Raw genomic sequence first — 16385 nt, 5'->3', positions numbered from 1 at the left:
TAGTGTGCATCTGTGGCTCTGCCAGGCCGGTGGCGGCGGTAAGGGCGGCAGTAAGAATGCTACTGGCACTAATGGTGCTAACGGTGCGGCGAAGATGTTTCGGGTTGATCAGAGTGAGCTTACTCTGCATGTTTTCCCTGGCGGGGCTGGTGGTAATGGGAGTAAGTATGGTTCAGGGCATCCTGGTGAGCCGGGGCGGCACACTACTGTTGATCGGCCTGCGTGGACGTCAGAGGGTGGGGATTCTGCGATGATTTCGCAGGCTATCGGGCTGAAAAACTTTGTTATTGTCGTCCCCGGGTATATCTCATGGGGTACGAAAGGGGCGGCTGGGGTGAAGTTTGGCAGGTATCCGTATGCGATGAAGTTACTTAAGGCATGGCGCTATTGTGGCGGCGGTGAGGGGGGAGCCCCCGACGAGAGTTCCCCCGGTAAAGGTGATGACGGAGGAGCTGGCGTAGCGTTGTTCCATTACACGTACTGATCATTACCCCCACTGTGGGGGCTTTTTTATACCCAAAAACAGGAAGACAACATACGAGCCTATTTGATGAAATTGTCGTTTTTTATCAAATAGGGCTGCCTGTTGTGGGGTCTATTTGATGAAAACAGCGGATTTCATAAATAAGGGCGGATGTTCGCACCGTCTATTTGATGAAAATGGCGGTTTGTATCAATAAGCGAGGAGGAGAGCTGTGAAAAATTGGGAGACGTTGGAGCCGGACGTTACAAAGTTGATGGCGAGGCATTTCACGCCGGGGCGTGCTGGGCGGCAGATTCGTATGGTTGTGATGCACCATAACGCGGGGAATCTATCGGTGGAGGACTGTTGGCAGACGTGGCAGACGCGTCAGGCTACCGCCCATTATCAAGTTCAAACTGACGGACGTATCGGTCAGTTGGTCTACGACAGCGATACCGCTTGGCATGCTGGGGACTGGACAGTAAACACGCAGTCCATCGGCATTGAGGTAGCCAACTGTGGTGGTGCTGTGGAAGGCTGGCCGATCAGTGAGAAAGCATTGTTGAACGCCGCCCATCTGGCTGCCGCTATTTGTAAACGATACAAGCTGGGGGAGCCGGTGGCGGGTAAGAATATTCGCTTCCATAAGGAGTTCTATTCTACGGCTTGCCCTGGTCAGCTTGCCCCTGGTGGGCGGTTGCATGGCAGGTTTATGGCGGAGTGTAAACGATTCTATAAGGAGATGAGTGGCGTGGTTGCACCGAAGCACCTTGCTATTGACTATCAGAAGCTGATCTTTGAGCAGTTGGCGGGGCCGGGGCGTACCCCACAAGGTAAACCTGATTTCAAGGGCTGGAAGCAGCTGGGAGGTCACACTGTGGTGGATGCGTTGGCGGTTATTGGGCAGACTCTGGGTATCCCAGGTTTCGGTTTAGGTGGCAATTAGGCCGCTTTGTAGCGTTGTTGTGCGCCCTGTCGGCTAATCCCCAGGATGTCCGCTATCGCAGCCCAGGAAAACCCTTCTTCACGCGCTGCGTGCACTGCTTTATCGAGGTCTTTTTCTGACTGTTTCCGGTAGCGTACAGCGATAGCGAGTCTGGCTAGTGCTGGCTCCGTGATGGAGATAATCGGGTCTGGGGGGTTGTCGGATTCGAGTTGTTTCAGCAATTCTTCGTCTGCATTCATAGCTATTTCCTGAGGTATTTAGGGCGGGCTTTCATGGCATGAAAGACATGCTCTTGGGTGTTGTTGATTCCGATTTCGAGTAGTTCGCCGTTTAGAGCGGGGCCGATGATCATGTCCATGCCGTCGAGGTAGTGGATGTGGATAGCGTTTTCGATTGCGTGCCGGATGTCTGCTGTGGTGTATCCGTGTTTGAGGGCGCTTTCTTTAACTTCCACAATGACAATTCTAGTTGACATTATATTTAGTGTCAACAAAAGTAGCTGAGTGATTCTCGCGCACTACGAGCAGCTACCAATTAGACCAACCTCACCTATCTCTGGGTGAGGTTTTTTCATGAAGAAAGGAAAACGGAATGAACATTATTGATGTTCTCGGCCCCCTCAAAGATGGCCAAAAGGACGTAGTAGGGGAGCTTAAGGACTTCCTATTGGAGGCCGCCGAAATCGGCGCAGGGGCAGTCAAGGACTTCAAGATAGATGTCGCCCTGCTCCCGCGGTTAGAGAAGTTTGCGGACACTCTAAACCTTCCTATCAATGTGACGATGACTGCGATTGGAGGCGACCTCATCCACGTTGTTGTCGCCCCTACCATGAATCCGACGCTGACGCCGACTCTTAACCCGGAGCTTAAGGCCGGTGGCATCGCCTAAGCTCACACAATTCGTGCCCTCACCGAACCCCGGTGGGGGCTTTTTTGAAAGGAAAAACATGGAAAAGGTCAAGCACTTCTGCAAGAAGGTGTTCACCCCGGTGGTGCGTGAACGCCTCTATATCGTCGCGGCAGCACTGATGACCGTGCTCGTCTCATTCGGCGTTATGAATGACAACCAGGCTGCCCTGTGGTCGTCTCTCGTCGTCGCCATCATCGGTGCCGTGTTCGCTATCGTCAACGCTGAAACCAACTGGCGTGTGGCCTTCTACACGGTTGCTGGTGCCGCTGCTGCCCTCTTCCAGGGCTACGGCATCCTAGGCGATGCTAACTGGGCTGCAATTACCGGCCTTGTGGCTGCCGTCCTGGGCGTCAGCACTGCCGCTGCTAAGGCGCCTACGACTGGTGCAGCTATGTAGGAGGCTCTATGACGTGGGTAGCACTTGCCGCGCCTGCCTGTACCCTCCTGGGCGCGATTTTTGGCGGGCTGATATCCCTCCGTATCAACGCCTCGAACGTCCAGCATGGTATCGCCGATGAGTTTTCTAAGCTCTCTTCAGCGCAGGCTGTACAAATTGACACTCTGCATACCGAGCTGGGGCGGCTACGAGAGCGTATCAGCAAGCTAGAGGCGGATAAGAACGAGTGGGAGAAACTTTCCTCCCTGTGGGAGACGCGCTATAAGTTGGCGCGGGTGTATATCTCGCAGGTGGTGGAGTGGGACGCCGCTGGGCGGCCTACGGAACTCCCTACTGTCCCGGAATTTGACTAGCCGGGGGCGGGGGTGTCTGGTGTTTTTGCTGGGCACCCCCGCTTTTTTCATGCCGTTTTGTGGCTACATTTTGGCTACATCTGGTGCATTTTAGAGCCTTTTTGTGCCCTTTCGTGCCCTCTTGAGCACCTACTGTAAATATGGTAAAACCCCTGGTAAACCAGCATTTATACCGATCTACCAGGGGAATTGAAAAGTGCCCTCGGTGGGAGTCGAACCCACACTGGACGGGTTTTGAATCCGTTGCCTCTGCCAATTGGGCTACGAGGGCTCACTACTGTGTGAGGAGCATCGTTGTGTTAATCCGGTGCTCTGTTCTCGACTAGTTTAGTGGACAATACTCGCGAGAGAGAAATCGGTATGTGTGGGGTAAGTGTTACCAGTATGTCAATGGACTGTTTGTAGTGGTGGGAGGTAGAAAAGCGGACGTATCTTTCCTAGAGCGTGGAGAGATTGTCTAAGCTGGAGGAGTGACTGTAGAAGATACTGCTAATCGTCCTGTTGTTCTCCTTCTTGATGGGCATTCCATCGCTTTTCGTGCTTTTTATGCACTGCCACCAGAGGGTTTCACTACAAGCGGGGGGCAGCACACGAATGCGGTTTATGGTTTCCTTTCTATGTTGTCTCACCTTGTTACAGAAGAGAAGCCAGATTACATTGTGGCTGCTTTTGATGAGGGGAGTGGAACTTTCCGTCATCAGGAGTATCCCGCCTATAAAGCGCAGCGAGCCGAAACTCCGGCTGAGTTTATTGGGCAGGTGGAACTTCTGCGGGAGGTTCTACATGCACTTGGTATTCCTACCGTATCGAGTAGGGAGTATGAGGCGGATGATCTTATCGCGACACTGTCGTTGACTGCGAAGAATGAGGGTATGCAGTCCTTCATCTGTACTGGTGACCGAGACTCATTCCAGCTTATTGATGACGTCACGACGGTACTGTACCCAACGAAGGGTGTGTCGACGCTGGTGCGGTATACGCCGGAGAAGGTGAAGGAGCGCTATAACGTTACGCCGGCGCAGTATCCCGATATGGCGGCTTTGCGGGGGGATCCGTCAGATAATCTTCCGGGTGTTCCCAAGGTGGGGGAGAAGACAGCAGCTAAGTGGCTTAACCAGTATGGGTCGTTAGAAGCCATTCTTGAGAATAAAGACAATATTAAAGGCAAGGTGGGGGAGAATCTGCGTAGCCATATCGAGGATGTAGAGCGGAATGCGTACCTTACCAAGATGGTTCGGAATGTGGAGATGGATCTTTCTTTTGCTGACGCAGCCCGCTCAGCGGTCGATGAAGATTCTGTGAACGCGCTATTTGACAAGTTAGAATTCGGTACTCGTTTGCGGGAGAGAGTTTTTAAAGCATTTGCGCTTTCTTCTGGTGCAGAGACGTCGTCTTTTACGGCACCTGAACTTGCTGTTACGGTGGCGCATATGGGGGATGTTGCATCGTGGCTGCAGAACTATGGTCGTCAGGAGGGAACCTATGGTGTGGTAGTAGCAGGTACTGAAAGTATTCTTGCGGGGGATGTGGATGCTGTCGCTATTGCCAGCCCTGCAGGTCAGCAAATGGTGTGCACCACAACGGAGTTAAATCCTGATGATGAGGTTGCTTTGGGAGAGTGGCTTGCTGATGAGGCGATTCACAAGGCATTACATGATGCGAAGATGGCGGCGCATTGTTTAGCCGGTCGAGACTGGCATATTGGCGGGGTGTGCTGTGATACTCTTGTCGCCTCGTACCTTATTCTTCCTGGTCAACGTAACTTTAATTTTACTGATGTGGTGGAGCGGCACATGGGTGTCACTCTTGAATCAGCTGATAAGGGACAGTTGACCCTAGTAGATGTTGCAGAAAATAACGACCGGTACTGGGAGAGTCTGGCGGAGCGAGCTGTATATGTTCTGCTACTTGCTACGCAACTTGCACACGATCTGGAAGATTATGGGGAGACTCGGCTGTTCCATGAGATGGAGATGCCACTGGTAATGGTGCTACAGCGAATGGAACATGATGGCATTGCTGTATCTCCTCGCGCTCTGCATGATTTGGAAAAGGATTTTGCGGAGCAGGCGGCGTTGATGGAGCGAGAAGCTCATGAGTCTATTGGTGACGATACCGTCAACATTGGATCTCCTAAGCAACTGCAGACGGTCCTTTTTGATCAGTTGGGTATGTCAAAAACGAAGAAGACAAAAACTGGCCATTCCACTAACGCGGAATCGTTGGAAAAGCTTTATGTCAAGTACGGGCATCCTTTCCTGGCCGCAGTATTGGGTTATCGCGCCGCCATGAAACTGAAGACAACGGTGACAGGGCTTATTAACGCCGTTGGCGATGATGAGCGAATTCATACTACGTTTAATCAAACTATTACGACGACGGGCCGACTCTCGTCGACGGATCCTAATCTGCAGAACATTCCCGTGCGAACTGATGACGGTAAACGTATCCGCGATGTGTTTGTAGCAGGAAAGGGGTATGAGGGGCTCCTCACTGCCGATTATTCGCAGATTGAAATGCGAGTGATGGCTCACTTATCGAAGGATGAAGGGCTTATTGAGGCATTCCGGAGGGGTGAAGATCTACATTCCTATGTGGGGTCGATAGCGTTCAACGTTCCTATCGATGAAGTAACTCCGGAGCTACGTCGTCGCACTAAGGCGATGAGTTATGGTCTTGCCTATGGGCTGTCTCCTTTCGGTTTGGCACGGCAGCTGAATATCCCTATCGCTGATGCAAAAGACTTTATGAATAACTACTTTGCTCGTTTTGGGGGAGTACGCGATTATCTCCATGATGTGGTGGAGGAAGCCCGTAAGACGGGATATACGGAGACAATGTTCGGGCGGCGCCGTTATTTGCCGGAACTCACATCTAGTAATCGAGTTGCACGGGAAAATGCGGAGCGGGCCGCACTGAACGCACCTATCCAGGGTACTGCGGCGGACATTATTAAGATTGCAATGCTGCATGTTGATGATGCTTTGCAGGAAGCTGGTTTACACTCCCGAGTGCTTCTGCAGGTTCATGATGAGCTTGTTTGTGAAGTTGCCCAAGGTGAGAGGGAAGAATTGGAGAAACTCGTTACCACGTGCATGGACAGTGCTGTAGAGCTTAGTGTGCCGCTGGAGGTATCAACGGGTTTTGGTACTACGTGGAATGCTGCTGCCCATTAGATGAATGGTTGATTACCAGCGTTAATGTAGCTTGTTTCAGACTTTGATGAGCGGTAACATCATATGCTGTATGTGTTCCGTCCGGGGTGCAGTGTTCCATCTCGGGTTGCGGGCACACAATAAGAATCATTCACGAACACCTGATACATTCCGTAGTCCGGAGTTACCAACCCTATGACCACTACTAACAACACTCAGCAGGTAGCCGTTAACGATATTGGCACTGCTGAGGACTTCCTCGCTGCTGTTGATGCCACTATTAAATACTTCAATGATGGTGACATCGTCGAGGGCACCGTCGTCAAGATCGACCACGATGAGGTTCTTCTCGACATCGGTTACAAAACTGAAGGCGTCATCCTTTCCCGTGAGCTTTCCATCAAGCATGATGTTGATCCCAACGAAATCGTTGAAGTTGGCGACACCATCGAGGCTCTCGTTCTCACGAAGGAAGATAAAGAAGGCCGTCTGATGCTGTCCAAGAAGCGCGCTCAGTACGAGCGTGCATGGGGCACCATTGAAGAACTCAAAGAAAAAGACGAGCCGGTCAAGGGAACCGTTATCGAGGTTGTCAAGGGTGGCCTCATCATGGATATCGGACTACGTGGCTTCCTTCCTGCTTCCCTTGTAGAGATGCGTCGCGTTCGCGACCTGCAGCCCTACGTTGGTCGAGAACTTGAAGCCAAGATCATCGAACTCGACAAGAACCGCAACAACGTTGTGCTTTCCCGTCGTGCCTTCCTTGAACAGACTCAGTCTGAGGTTCGTTCCGAATTCCTCAACCAGCTGCAGAAGGGGCAGATCCGCAAGGGTGTTGTTTCTTCCATCGTCAACTTTGGTGCCTTCGTGGACCTGGGCGGCGTAGACGGACTCGTTCACGTTTCCGAACTTTCGTGGAAGCACATCGATCACCCGTCTGAGGTTGTCGAGGTTGGCCAGGAAGTCACTGTTGAGGTCCTCGATGTTGATATGGATCGCGAACGCGTTTCCCTGTCTCTCAAGGCCACTCAGGAAGATCCTTGGCGCCAGTTCGCCCGTACCCACGCTATCGGCCAGATCGTGCCTGGCAAGGTCACCAAGCTCGTTCCGTTCGGTGCGTTTGTGCGCGTTGAAGAGGGCATTGAGGGTCTCGTTCACATCTCCGAGCTGGCTGAGCGCCACGTAGATGTACCGGATCAGGTTGTTACCGTTGGCCAGGAAGTTATGGTCAAGGTTATCGACATCGATCTCGAGCGCCGTCGTATCTCCCTGTCCCTCAAGCAGGCTGACATTGACTACACCGAAGAGTTCGATCCTGCCAAGTACGGTATGTCTGACTCTTACGATGAGCAGGGTAACTACATCTTCCCCGAAGGCTTCGACCCCGAGACTAGCGAATGGATCGAAGGTTACGAGAAGCAGCGTGAGGAATGGGAGGCTCGCTACGCTGAAGCTGAGCGTCGCCACCAGCTCCACACCAAGCAGGTCGAAGCTAACCGCATTGCAGCTGCTGAAGCTGGCGAAGAAGCTGCCCCCGAGGGTGGAGACTACACCGCTCAGGCTCCGGCTGCTGATGAGGCTCATGGTTCTCTCGCTTCGGACGAACAACTCAATGCTCTTCGTGAGAAGCTCGCTAGTAACTAAGCATTGTTCGTACTAGAGGTTATGTATAGTGCATAATCTCAGTACAGTATGAAACTGCGGAGGAAGTGTTAAACTTCCTCCGCAGTTTTTTGTAATAGCGTGCATAGAGTAGCGATGCTTGTAGCATTACTTATAGCTTTGTGGCTCGGTGAAGGGACAACATATGATTGGTTTGTCAGGGGGTATAGGGTCGGGGAAATCGACTGTTGCAGCAGTGTGGAGGGAACTTGGTGCCACTGTTGTGGATGCAGATCAGGTAGCGCGTGATGTTATGCAGCTAGGTAGTCCTGCTCTTCCTGCTCTTTCTGCCGCTTTTGGGGAGGATATTCTATATAACGATGGTTCCCTTAACCGCTCACTTCTTGCAGAGCGGGCTTTTGTCGATGCAGAACATACCGAGCAGTTAAATGATATTGTGCAACCTATTATTGCTGCTCGTGCGCAAGAATTATTGGCTGCCGCTCCGTCTCCACAACGTGCGGTATATGATGTTCCTCTTCTTATTGAGCATCATTTAGAATCTCAGTTCGATCATATTGTGATGGTGCTGGCACCAATTGAACAGCGGCTGGAGAGACTTACACAACAACGTCATTTAAGTGAAGATGATGCTCGAGCACGAATGGCACAACAAGCGACAGACGATCAGCGTAGGACAATCGCGGATATTGTTATCGATAACAATGGCACGTTAGCAGAGCTACGTAAACGTGCTAGTGACGTGTGGCATTATTTGGAAAGCTGTTCCTCAGCGTAGTCAATAATGGCGGGAGTGCACCGCTCAAGTGTTTCCCTTGTTGTTGTGAAGTCTTCTGGCCCTCCGAACCATGGGTCTTCTACGTCGAGGATCTGGTCTGCCACGTCAGTACTGATATGTAGTTGTGGGTTGCATACTGTGTCAAAAGTGCGGAAGAGCAGAATGTGTGGGTTCTTAATACAGTAGTGCCGGCATAATTGGTGAAGACTGCGTAGATGGTCTGTTGTCATCGCGAGGATAAGATCAGCGTTAGCGAGTTCATCGTGAGTAGCTTGATGAGCCTTATGGGGTGGAATACTGTATCCGGCGCGAGTGAGTTCGGCGTGTGCGCGATAGTCGATAGAGTGCCCCGTTTCTTCGGTCGTAACAGCAGCAGATCCGATGGCGACATGTGACTCATACAGGCCGCGTGCTTCTACTTCTGCACGCGCAATAATCTCCGCCATAATGGAACGACAAATATTGCCGGTACATATCATGAGAATCCGGTATGGAGTGTTCATATGTCGTCAATTTCCTAGTTGCTATAGAGAGAGACAGAGACAGACACAAGCACCGCATTTCATCTTCTCTAACAGAATATGAAATGCGGTGCTTGTTACGTCTATAGGCTAGCGGTGAAGGCTGGGGACTTGTGCAGTGGAATCACGTTCAACGAGTTTCATCGCTATTGAAGTGGTGAGGTGCCCAGTATCCCGGTGCTGATGACGCAATTGCTCCAAAAGCTGGTTAAATGCCAACTTTCCTTGGGTATTGCGAGAAGTGGTGACGGTAGTCAATGCGGGTGTAAAGAGGGCACTCATGAAGATATTATCGGTACCAACAACGGAAACGTCGCGGGGAACTTCAATACCAACAGATTTAACAGCAATCATAAATCCCATGGCCATGAGGTCGTTATGTGCGATAACGGCCGAGGTACGACGCTGCATCCATTCACGCGCAGCAGCAGCGCCACCAGCAACAGTAGGACGCAATGGATGCGTGTGACGGATAGTCATCTTCTTGCGTGAACATTGCTCGAGGAGAGCTTGCCAGCGTTGGGCATCATCATAAGAACGATTAGGTTCAGGCAAGAAAGTGATGGAGCGATGGCCCAGATTGTAGAGGTGAGTGACCATTTCGCTAATGCCTTGATGGGCATCATTGATGACGGCCGGAACACCAGGAACTTCATAGTTCACGGTAACGATGGGCCGCTGCTTTGCCATTGCCTGGATGGTCTCCTGCGAAAGATGAGGAGATACCAGAATGAGTCCTTCGGCAAGCCCCATAGACTGTTCAAGTGTTTCACTGTTTTGGTCGTCTATTTCGGTAGCATCGAGCAGAATAGTTGAGTATCCAGCGGCAAGTGCCTCATGGCGGATACCTTTTATTATTTCGATACAACTGGGGTTAGCAATGTCAGGGACTGCGACGGCAATTAGTTGAGTTGATTGTGCAGATGTAAAACTGTTTGCCGCGGCGCAGTAGCCAATCTTCTCTGCTACTTTCCGGACTCTGGCAGCGGTTTCAGCATTAACGCGGCCAGGGCGCGAGAAGGTACGGGATACGGTAGAAGGTGCTACTCCGGCTTCACGGGCTACGTCATAAATGGTGACGCGCTTGGTCTCACTGGAGGACTTACTCTTACTGCTCACGGGTTTAGTCTAGTTTAGTTGCCGTGGCTTGCCAAACTATCTGAAGGCTTTAACCTGCGATTCTATAAAAAGCACGAACTTTTTTTCATAATTTTTACTTTATTTTTGCATAAATACGACGTGCATTTTTAACTGCAGAAATGACCTAAAAAGTCAAGGATTTTACGGCTGTCAATAATTTGCGATATGCGCGGGGAGCTTAATGTCATCATTTCAGATACCGTATGAGAAGGAGGGTCTTCTAGCGCTCTTCTCTGTAGCTCTTCCTATATGAGGTACCTAATTTGTGAGGAAGAGGAGGTGACAAGAATGGCTAGTCTTTTGCGAGGTTGGGAACGGTACAGTTTTGCAGGTCCTGAACCTATTGCCGTTGCTATTGATCCATATACTGGACGTTGTGAAGTTTTAGAAGGGGAACTTAGCGGTAAAAGATTTAACTCAGCAGTCCGTGCTGCACGCGCTATTCTTGCTACCTATCCAGGAATTCTTACTGCGGTACCCACTCCAGAGCAGTTGGAGTTTCCTGGAGATCTATGGGAAAAACAATGAGGTGAAAACCAGTTATGTCAGATCAAGGCAAGGAACTTAAGGCAACGGTTGAGGGATGGTTGCGGGATACGGCTATTCCGGTAACTAGTGCAGCATATCGTCTCTCTGATAAGGCTGCGTTGTCTCTTGCTGCGGGCTTCCTTGATGAGGATACTCGTGAGATCTTGTACAAGCGCCTCCAAAAAGAGTCAACAACTCCCCATAGTGGTGATGTTGCTGTACTGCGTAAAATTTCTGCCACGGCTCATGAATGGCACGATGTCGCTAACAGTGGACTGGCTGATGCGCTGGATAATGACCGGTTTGCCACTACTGATGGCAAAATTATGGCTAGCGATGTGAAGTCTGCTTTCGCGCATCGACGATATCGCAAATATATGGGCTCTCTTGGCGGATATCGTCGTGTTTTCATGTCTGATCCAGCCTTTTCAAAATCGTGGCTGGGAGTACGTGAAGAAAAGCATAACGGTATTTTTCTGAACACTGGTCAGCGGAATGCAATTTTTGATGCGCTGTGTTGTTGTGCTGCTCCCACTGATGTTGAGTGCACACAGAAAAGAGGAATGAAGGGCGGTATTTATCGACTTCGGACACCTAACTGTGTCCCTCTTCCTTCGCAATCTTTCGTGCAGACGCGTGGTGATATCAACCAATCAATAGAGAAAAATAATAGTAGCGAGCGCAATGCTTCTATGGTGGAGAAGGAGAAGCAAAGTTCTGTTGCAGACGCGACGTCAAGCATTTTGCGTGCGGATATTGCGCATGTAGACGCTAGTGTTGTGCGAAGAACCATTAACAATACTGTCTCGCGTATTGCTCGTCTTATTGCGGGGCGTCCTGTGGATGATGATGTGTGGACATCTAGTAAGGAACAATTGTTACAGGGGCAGCCTGCTACATTTCACTTCACTGATTCCTATGATACAGCTCTTTATATTTTAGGAGTTGTTATAGATAGAATGGATTGTTCTGCGGCATGGCATAGCGATGTCTTGGCTACTCAAGCAACGAGTATTGACATCACCGCGGAGGTCATGGAGGTCGCTCGCGATCTTGTGGAGTTGCGGTCTGTTTCCGCAGAATTGCATATGCGTGATGTTCAGCATGGGGTGGCATCTCCACAGCGGCTGCACCAACTTGGTGATGTTTGGGCGGAGTTAGTAGATCGTGTCGTCGCTTTAGTTGCTCTAGCTGATGCAGTGGATACTGTCGATGCGGAGCTTGTGCGATGGAGTGATTACCGCTCTGTTGATGATCTCGATGACCGTATTGATAATCTCGTTGCCCGTTCCGGATTCCGCTCAACGCTCAACCAAAAAGATCGTGCCGTGCAACACGATATTGCTGAATCGGGGCGGGTCATGGAAGTTGCGCGTTCCGTCATTGAACATGAAATTGGTGCTTTGGATAGAGGAACACACGCATAGTGCATTGGCATCACCCCGCCTGTGTTTCTAAACTAGGTGATGAGTCCTCCTAATCAGAGGAGGCTGGGAGGAGCATCTGGATTGCGTGAGTACACCGCACCACTTAGTTACTGCGTGGAAGAGCACGAGTCCATAGTCGACTCACTATATCGACAGTCTTCTTATGCCCCCGATCGTGTCTTATTTGAGCGCCCCATCCATTCTGAGTGGGTGCCAGTAACTGCTCGTCAATTCGCATCCGAAGTGCGTAGTTTGGCCTGTGGATGGATCAATCTTGGCATACAGCCGGGAGACCGTATTGCGCTGTTGTCGCAGACACGCTACGAGTGGATGCTTTTTGCTTACTCTATATGGAGTTGTGGAGCTGTTGTCGTTCCTATTTATCCATCCTCGTCAGCAGAGCAGATTCACCATATTTTGAAGGATTCTGGGGCGCGCTATGTCGTTGTTGAAAACCAACAGAACCTGGGGACAGTTCTTGAGCGTGACACTCCTGCTACTGTGCAAGACATTTACGTTATTGAGAAGTCTGCTGTAGAACAGGTTACTGCTGCTGGCCGTGGGGAAGTTGGCTGTAATGCGGAACTTGATCAGCGTATTGCTGATCTTACTGCGAATAGCCTGGCATGTATTGTCTTCACGTCTGGTACAACTGGTCGCCCCAAAGGCGTACAGATTTCTCATGGCAATCTTCTTTATGAAATTCGTGCATTAAGTAGTCGTTCAATTGCACAAGCGGTGCAGACTGGTAATCGGGTGCTGAATTTTTTGCCTCTCGCCCATGTATTCCAGCTAGCTATTTCACTCATGTGTATTGAACGGGGTGTCACACAGGCCTATTGGTCTAATTTCGGGACTGTTACGGAACAGTTTGCTCGTTTTAAACCCCATTTTTTCGTGGGTGTTCCGCGTGTTTATGAAAAAATTATGGAGGGGGTACGGCGAAAGTCTCGTCTTGCGGGGCCATTGGGCGCATGGATTTTTGACCGTTCCTATCAAGAGGCCATTAACTATTCTCGCATGTCAGATAAGCGTATGCCGGTGGGAATGCGGGCGCGTCATTGGCTGTACGATCAACTGATCTATCGTCGTTTGCGCGATACGTTGGGGGGAGAATTACAGTGGGTTGTTTCCGGTGGCGGCTCTTTAAATAGTGAACTTGCACATTTCCTTCACGGGGCAGGCGTGGACGTGTATGAGGGGTATGGTCTCACTGAGACAGCAGCCGCTATTACTGTTAATAGCCCCGGGGAATGGCAAATTGGTTCTATTGGCCGGCCTCTGCCAGGATGTTCTGTCAAGATTGCTGATGATGGTGAAGTACTGCTGAAAGGTGGCATGGTTACCAGCGGTTATTGGCATAATACTGACGCCACAACTACTGCTTTTGATGATGGCTGGTTCCATTCCGGCGATCTTGGTTCGTTGGATCGCGAAGGCTATGTGTACATTACCGGGCGTAAGAAAGAAATTATTGTTACAGCTGGCGGTAAGAATGTGTCACCCGCCAAGCTGGAGGACGTTATCAACCAGTGTCCGCTGGTGAGTCATGCGGTTGTTATTGGTGACAGGCGCAAATACATTGCCTGCCTCATTTCCCTTGACCGCTATGCGGTACGGGAATGGCTCCAGGATAATGGACGTGATCCGCATCTCTCTATAGAAAAGCTGCAGCGTGATCCGGACTTACGCAAGGTTATTCAAGACGCTATTGATCTTGCGAATGAGCAAGTATCGCATGCGGAGTCTATTAAGCGTTTCCGCATTCTGTCGCGTGATCTCACAGAAGAAGATGGTGAGTTAACAGCAACATTGAAGCTCAAGCGTCATGCTATTAACCTGCACTTCCAAGATGATATTGAGAAGATTTATCGCAGTAAGAAACGGTAAGTAACACGTAGCGCAGCAAGGCTTTTCTACTGTAATAGGGAAGGAAGATAGCGTGGCTTTCGCGACTGAGCATCCGGATCTACCTGAGGCTGGTTATCGTCCTGTCGGTGAAATCCTGCGCACTACTAAACCTTTTAAGGTAGAAAGTCCTTTTCAACCTGCAGGCGATCAACCTACTGCTATTGCAGAACTTGCCCGGCGTATTAACCGTGGCGATAACGACATTGTGTTGATGGGTGCTACAGGTACAGGTAAATCTGCCACTGCAGCCTGGCTTATTGAACAAGTGCAACGCCCTACACTAGTAATGGCTCCTAATAAGACTTTGGCAGCGCAGCTTGCTAATGAACTTCGGACATTGTTGCCGCACAACGCAGTTGAGTACTTTGTTTCTTATTACGACTATTATCAGCCGGAAGCTTATATCGCCCAGACGGATACTTATATAGAAAAAGACTCGTCTATAAATGAGGACGTAGAACGTTTACGTCACTCCGCAACGATGAGTTTGCTGTCACGTCGCGATGTTGTCGTCGTTGCTTCTGTGTCGTGTATCTACGGTTTGGGTACACCACAGTCCTATTTGGATCGCTCAATTCTTCTCCGGGTAGGGGATGAGCTCGACCGTGACGAGTTCATTAAACTCCTGGTGGAAATCCAGTATGACCGCAACGATATCGCTTTTAGTCGCGGAGTTTTCCGTGTGAAAGGTGACACGATTGACATCATTCCCGCCTATGAAGAACTTGCCGTCCGCATTGAGTTTTTCGGGGATGAAATTGATGGGCTCTACTATCTCAACCCGCTTACCGGCGATATTGTTCGTCCCGTTGATGAACTGCATATTTTCCCCGCGACGCATTATGTCGCCAGTCCAGAGCGAATGAAAGAGGCTATTGCGAGTATCCAAAAGGAACTCGATTCTCGTTTACAGCAGTTAGAGACAGCTGGAAAGTTGTTGGAGGCGCAGCGGCTGCGTATGCGTACCACCTACGATATTGAAATGATGGAGCAAATGGGGTTCTGCTCCGGTATTGAGAACTATTCCCGTCATATTGATGGACGCGGCCCCGGTACGCCACCTGCTACATTGCTAGACTATTTCCCAGAGGATTTCCTTACCATCATCGATGAGTCACACGTTACGGTGCCGCAGATTGGTGGCATGTTCGAGGGGGATATGAGCCGGAAACGTAACCTTGTTGAATATGGTTTTCGTCTTCCTTCTGCTCTCGATAACCGCCCGCTAACGTTTGATGAGTTTGAAGCACGGGTGGGACAGACAGTGTACATGTCTGCTACCCCCGGTTCTTATGAGTTGGAAGCAGCCCATGGAGAAGTCGTAGAGCAGGTTATTCGCCCCACCGGTTTGGTGGACCCCAAGGTCATAGTGAAACCCACAAAGGGTCAGATTGATGACCTCCTAGGTGAAATCCGGGAGCGTACAGCGAAGAATGAGCGTGTTCTTGTCACAACTCTGACTAAAAAAATGGCGGAAGACCTCACTGATTACCTGTTGGAACGAGGAGTTCGCGTACGCTATCTACACTCTGATATTGATACGCTGCGGCGGGTAGAGCTACTGCGCCAACTGCGGCTGGGATCCTACGATGTACTCGTCGGTATCAACCTTCTCCGTGAAGGTCTGGACCTTCCGGAAGTCTCTCTCGTTGCAATTCTTGATGCGGATAAGGAAGGGTTCCTCCGTTCCCGTACATCGCTCATCCAGACGATTGGCCGTGCTGCCCGTAACGTCAGCGGCGAAGTACACATGTATGCCGATTCCATCACGGATTCCATGCGGGACGCGATCGACGAAACTGAAAGACGTCGCGCCAAGCAGATTGCGTATAACGAAGAACACGGGATTGATCCGCAGCCACTTCGTAAACAGATTACTGACATCTTGGATGAGCTTTATGATGATCTCGATGAGAACACCGAAACAGCAGCTCACGAGATGAAGAAAGGCTCGCGTCTGGCGGCTCGCACGCAACAACATGCACAGCGTGGCAAATTGGGTACAGGCGGAAAGCAAGGATCGTCTGTTGGGACAGTGGCTGTACCAGGTCTAGAAAACTTGGATACTGCACACATGCCGCGGAAGCGTATGGAAGCTCTTATCGCTGAACTTACCGAGCAAATGGCTACGGCAGCAAGGGATCTCCAATTCGAGGTGGCAGCGCGCTTGCGTGACGAAATTGCTGACCTCAAACGAGAAGTACGGCATATGAAAGAAGCTGGTATCGAGTAGT

The 16385-nt window shown here is 50.5% G+C and carries 15 protein-coding genes, 1 tRNA gene and 1 pseudogene; 12 read left to right on the top strand and 5 right to left on the bottom strand.

Features of this window, described 5'->3' with window-relative positions:
* Nucleotides 1-484, top strand: a pseudogene (locus QZV76_RS06125) (hypothetical protein); the annotation flags it as partial.
* Nucleotides 485-695: 211 nt separating this feature from the next.
* On the top strand, nt 696-1409 hold the full coding sequence (locus tag QZV76_RS06120; protein WP_290599058.1) for a peptidoglycan recognition family protein: 714 nt from the start codon (nt 696-698) through the stop codon (nt 1407-1409).
* Here QZV76_RS06120 and QZV76_RS06115 read toward each other — a convergent pair.
* Nucleotides 1406-1648 carry a hypothetical protein gene (locus QZV76_RS06115; protein WP_290599056.1) on the bottom strand — a complete coding sequence of 81 codons (243 nt, stop codon included), beginning with the start codon at nt 1646-1648 and terminating at the stop codon, nt 1406-1408. The genes QZV76_RS06120 and QZV76_RS06115 overlap by 4 nt on opposite strands.
* A 2-nt stretch (nt 1649-1650) precedes the next feature.
* Nucleotides 1651-1884 (bottom strand): hypothetical protein, encoded by a 234-nt coding sequence (locus tag QZV76_RS06110; protein ID WP_290599055.1) that lies wholly within the window; start codon nt 1882-1884, stop codon nt 1651-1653.
* 116 nt (nt 1885-2000) lie between these two features.
* Here QZV76_RS06110 and QZV76_RS06105 point away from each other — a divergent pair, with 116 nt between their 5' ends.
* Genes QZV76_RS06105 through QZV76_RS06095 form a run of 3 tightly spaced genes read left to right on the top strand, consistent with a single transcriptional unit; the run spans nt 2001 to nt 3068 of the window.
* Nucleotides 2001-2297: a hypothetical protein gene (locus QZV76_RS06105; RefSeq protein ID WP_290599053.1), complete on the top strand. Its 297-nt coding sequence runs from the start codon at nt 2001-2003 to the stop codon at nt 2295-2297.
* A gap of 58 nt (nt 2298-2355) precedes the next feature.
* Complete coding sequence (locus QZV76_RS06100; protein ID WP_290599051.1) at nt 2356-2715, top strand: hypothetical protein; 360 nt, start codon at nt 2356-2358, stop codon at nt 2713-2715.
* An 8-nt stretch (nt 2716-2723) separates the two neighbouring features.
* Nucleotides 2724-3068: a hypothetical protein gene (locus QZV76_RS06095; RefSeq protein ID WP_290599049.1), complete on the top strand. Its 345-nt coding sequence runs from the start codon at nt 2724-2726 to the stop codon at nt 3066-3068.
* Nucleotides 3069-3265: 197 nt separating this feature from the next.
* Here QZV76_RS06095 and QZV76_RS06090 read toward each other — a convergent pair.
* Nucleotides 3266-3339 (bottom strand) — tRNA-Leu (locus QZV76_RS06090).
* Between the two features lie 199 nt (nt 3340-3538).
* Between QZV76_RS06090 and polA the strand changes: the two genes are divergently transcribed.
* The 3 genes from polA to coaE all read left to right on the top strand — a co-directional run bounded on the left by polA (nt 3539) and on the right by coaE (nt 8624).
* On the top strand, nt 3539-6244 hold the full coding sequence (gene polA / locus QZV76_RS06085) for a DNA polymerase I (protein WP_290599048.1): 2706 nt from the start codon (nt 3539-3541) through the stop codon (nt 6242-6244).
* A gap of 174 nt (nt 6245-6418) precedes the next feature.
* The gene (rpsA, locus tag QZV76_RS06080) at nt 6419-7867 is read left to right on the top strand and encodes a 30S ribosomal protein S1 (RefSeq protein ID WP_290599047.1); all 1449 of its coding nucleotides are present in this window, start codon (nt 6419-6421) and stop codon (nt 7865-7867) included.
* A gap of 163 nt (nt 7868-8030) precedes the next feature.
* On the top strand, nt 8031-8624 hold the full coding sequence (coaE, locus tag QZV76_RS06075) for a dephospho-CoA kinase (RefSeq protein WP_290599046.1): 594 nt from the start codon (nt 8031-8033) through the stop codon (nt 8622-8624).
* On the opposite strand, the gene QZV76_RS06070 is transcribed toward coaE, so the two are convergent.
* Both QZV76_RS06070 and QZV76_RS06065 read right to left on the bottom strand, forming a co-directional pair.
* A complete protein-coding gene (locus QZV76_RS06070) occupies nt 8597-9127 on the bottom strand; it encodes a low molecular weight protein-tyrosine-phosphatase (protein WP_290599045.1) in 531 nt (176 codons plus the stop codon). The two genes, coaE and QZV76_RS06070, sit on opposite strands and share 28 nt — an antisense overlap.
* Nucleotides 9128-9235: 108 nt before the next feature.
* Nucleotides 9236-10264, bottom strand: coding sequence for a LacI family DNA-binding transcriptional regulator (locus QZV76_RS06065; protein WP_290599044.1), 1029 nt, complete (start codon nt 10262-10264; stop codon nt 9236-9238).
* A 309-nt stretch (nt 10265-10573) separates the two neighbouring features.
* Between QZV76_RS06065 and QZV76_RS06060 the strand changes: the two genes are divergently transcribed.
* From QZV76_RS06060 to uvrB, 4 genes are all read left to right on the top strand, one after another.
* Nucleotides 10574-10813, top strand: coding sequence for a hypothetical protein (locus QZV76_RS06060; protein ID WP_254978000.1), 240 nt, complete (start codon nt 10574-10576; stop codon nt 10811-10813).
* A 14-nt stretch (nt 10814-10827) separates the two neighbouring features.
* Nucleotides 10828-12240 carry a hypothetical protein gene (locus QZV76_RS06055; RefSeq protein WP_290599042.1) on the top strand — a complete coding sequence of 471 codons (1413 nt, stop codon included), beginning with the start codon at nt 10828-10830 and terminating at the stop codon, nt 12238-12240.
* Nucleotides 12241-12321: 81 nt separating this feature from the next.
* The gene (locus QZV76_RS06050; protein WP_290599041.1) at nt 12322-14130 is read left to right on the top strand and encodes a long-chain fatty acid--CoA ligase; all 1809 of its coding nucleotides are present in this window, start codon (nt 12322-12324) and stop codon (nt 14128-14130) included.
* A 52-nt stretch (nt 14131-14182) separates the two neighbouring features.
* Complete coding sequence (gene uvrB / locus QZV76_RS06045) at nt 14183-16384, top strand: excinuclease ABC subunit UvrB (RefSeq protein ID WP_290599040.1); 2202 nt, start codon at nt 14183-14185, stop codon at nt 16382-16384.
* Nucleotide 16385 lies beyond the last annotated feature (1 nt).

The sequence above is a fragment of the Lawsonella sp. genome (assembly GCF_011525565.1).
In the GTDB taxonomy this organism is placed as follows: Bacteria; Actinomycetota; Actinomycetes; order Mycobacteriales; family Mycobacteriaceae; genus Lawsonella; species Lawsonella clevelandensis_A.
Note: the sequence above shows the minus strand (reverse complement) of the source record. Positions and strands in the feature narration are given on the sequence as shown.

Coding starts and splice junctions, on each gene's coding strand:
- QZV76_RS06055 (WP_290599042.1), top strand. CDS start 10,828: ATGTCAGATCAAGGCAAGGAACTTAAGGCAACGGTTGAGGGATGGTTG.
- QZV76_RS06110 (WP_290599055.1), bottom strand. CDS start 1,884: ATGTCAACTAGAATTGTCATTGTGGAAGTTAAAGAAAGCGCCCTCAAA.
- QZV76_RS06105 (WP_290599053.1), top strand. CDS start 2,001: ATGAACATTATTGATGTTCTCGGCCCCCTCAAAGATGGCCAAAAGGAC.
- coaE (WP_290599046.1), top strand. CDS start 8,031: ATGATTGGTTTGTCAGGGGGTATAGGGTCGGGGAAATCGACTGTTGCA.
- rpsA (WP_290599047.1), top strand. CDS start 6,419: ATGACCACTACTAACAACACTCAGCAGGTAGCCGTTAACGATATTGGC.
- QZV76_RS06115 (WP_290599056.1), bottom strand. CDS start 1,648: ATGAATGCAGACGAAGAATTGCTGAAACAACTCGAATCCGACAACCCC.
- QZV76_RS06095 (WP_290599049.1), top strand. CDS start 2,724: ATGACGTGGGTAGCACTTGCCGCGCCTGCCTGTACCCTCCTGGGCGCG.
- QZV76_RS06060 (WP_254978000.1), top strand. CDS start 10,574: ATGGCTAGTCTTTTGCGAGGTTGGGAACGGTACAGTTTTGCAGGTCCT.
- QZV76_RS06100 (WP_290599051.1), top strand. CDS start 2,356: ATGGAAAAGGTCAAGCACTTCTGCAAGAAGGTGTTCACCCCGGTGGTG.
- QZV76_RS06070 (WP_290599045.1), bottom strand. CDS start 9,127: ATGAACACTCCATACCGGATTCTCATGATATGTACCGGCAATATTTGT.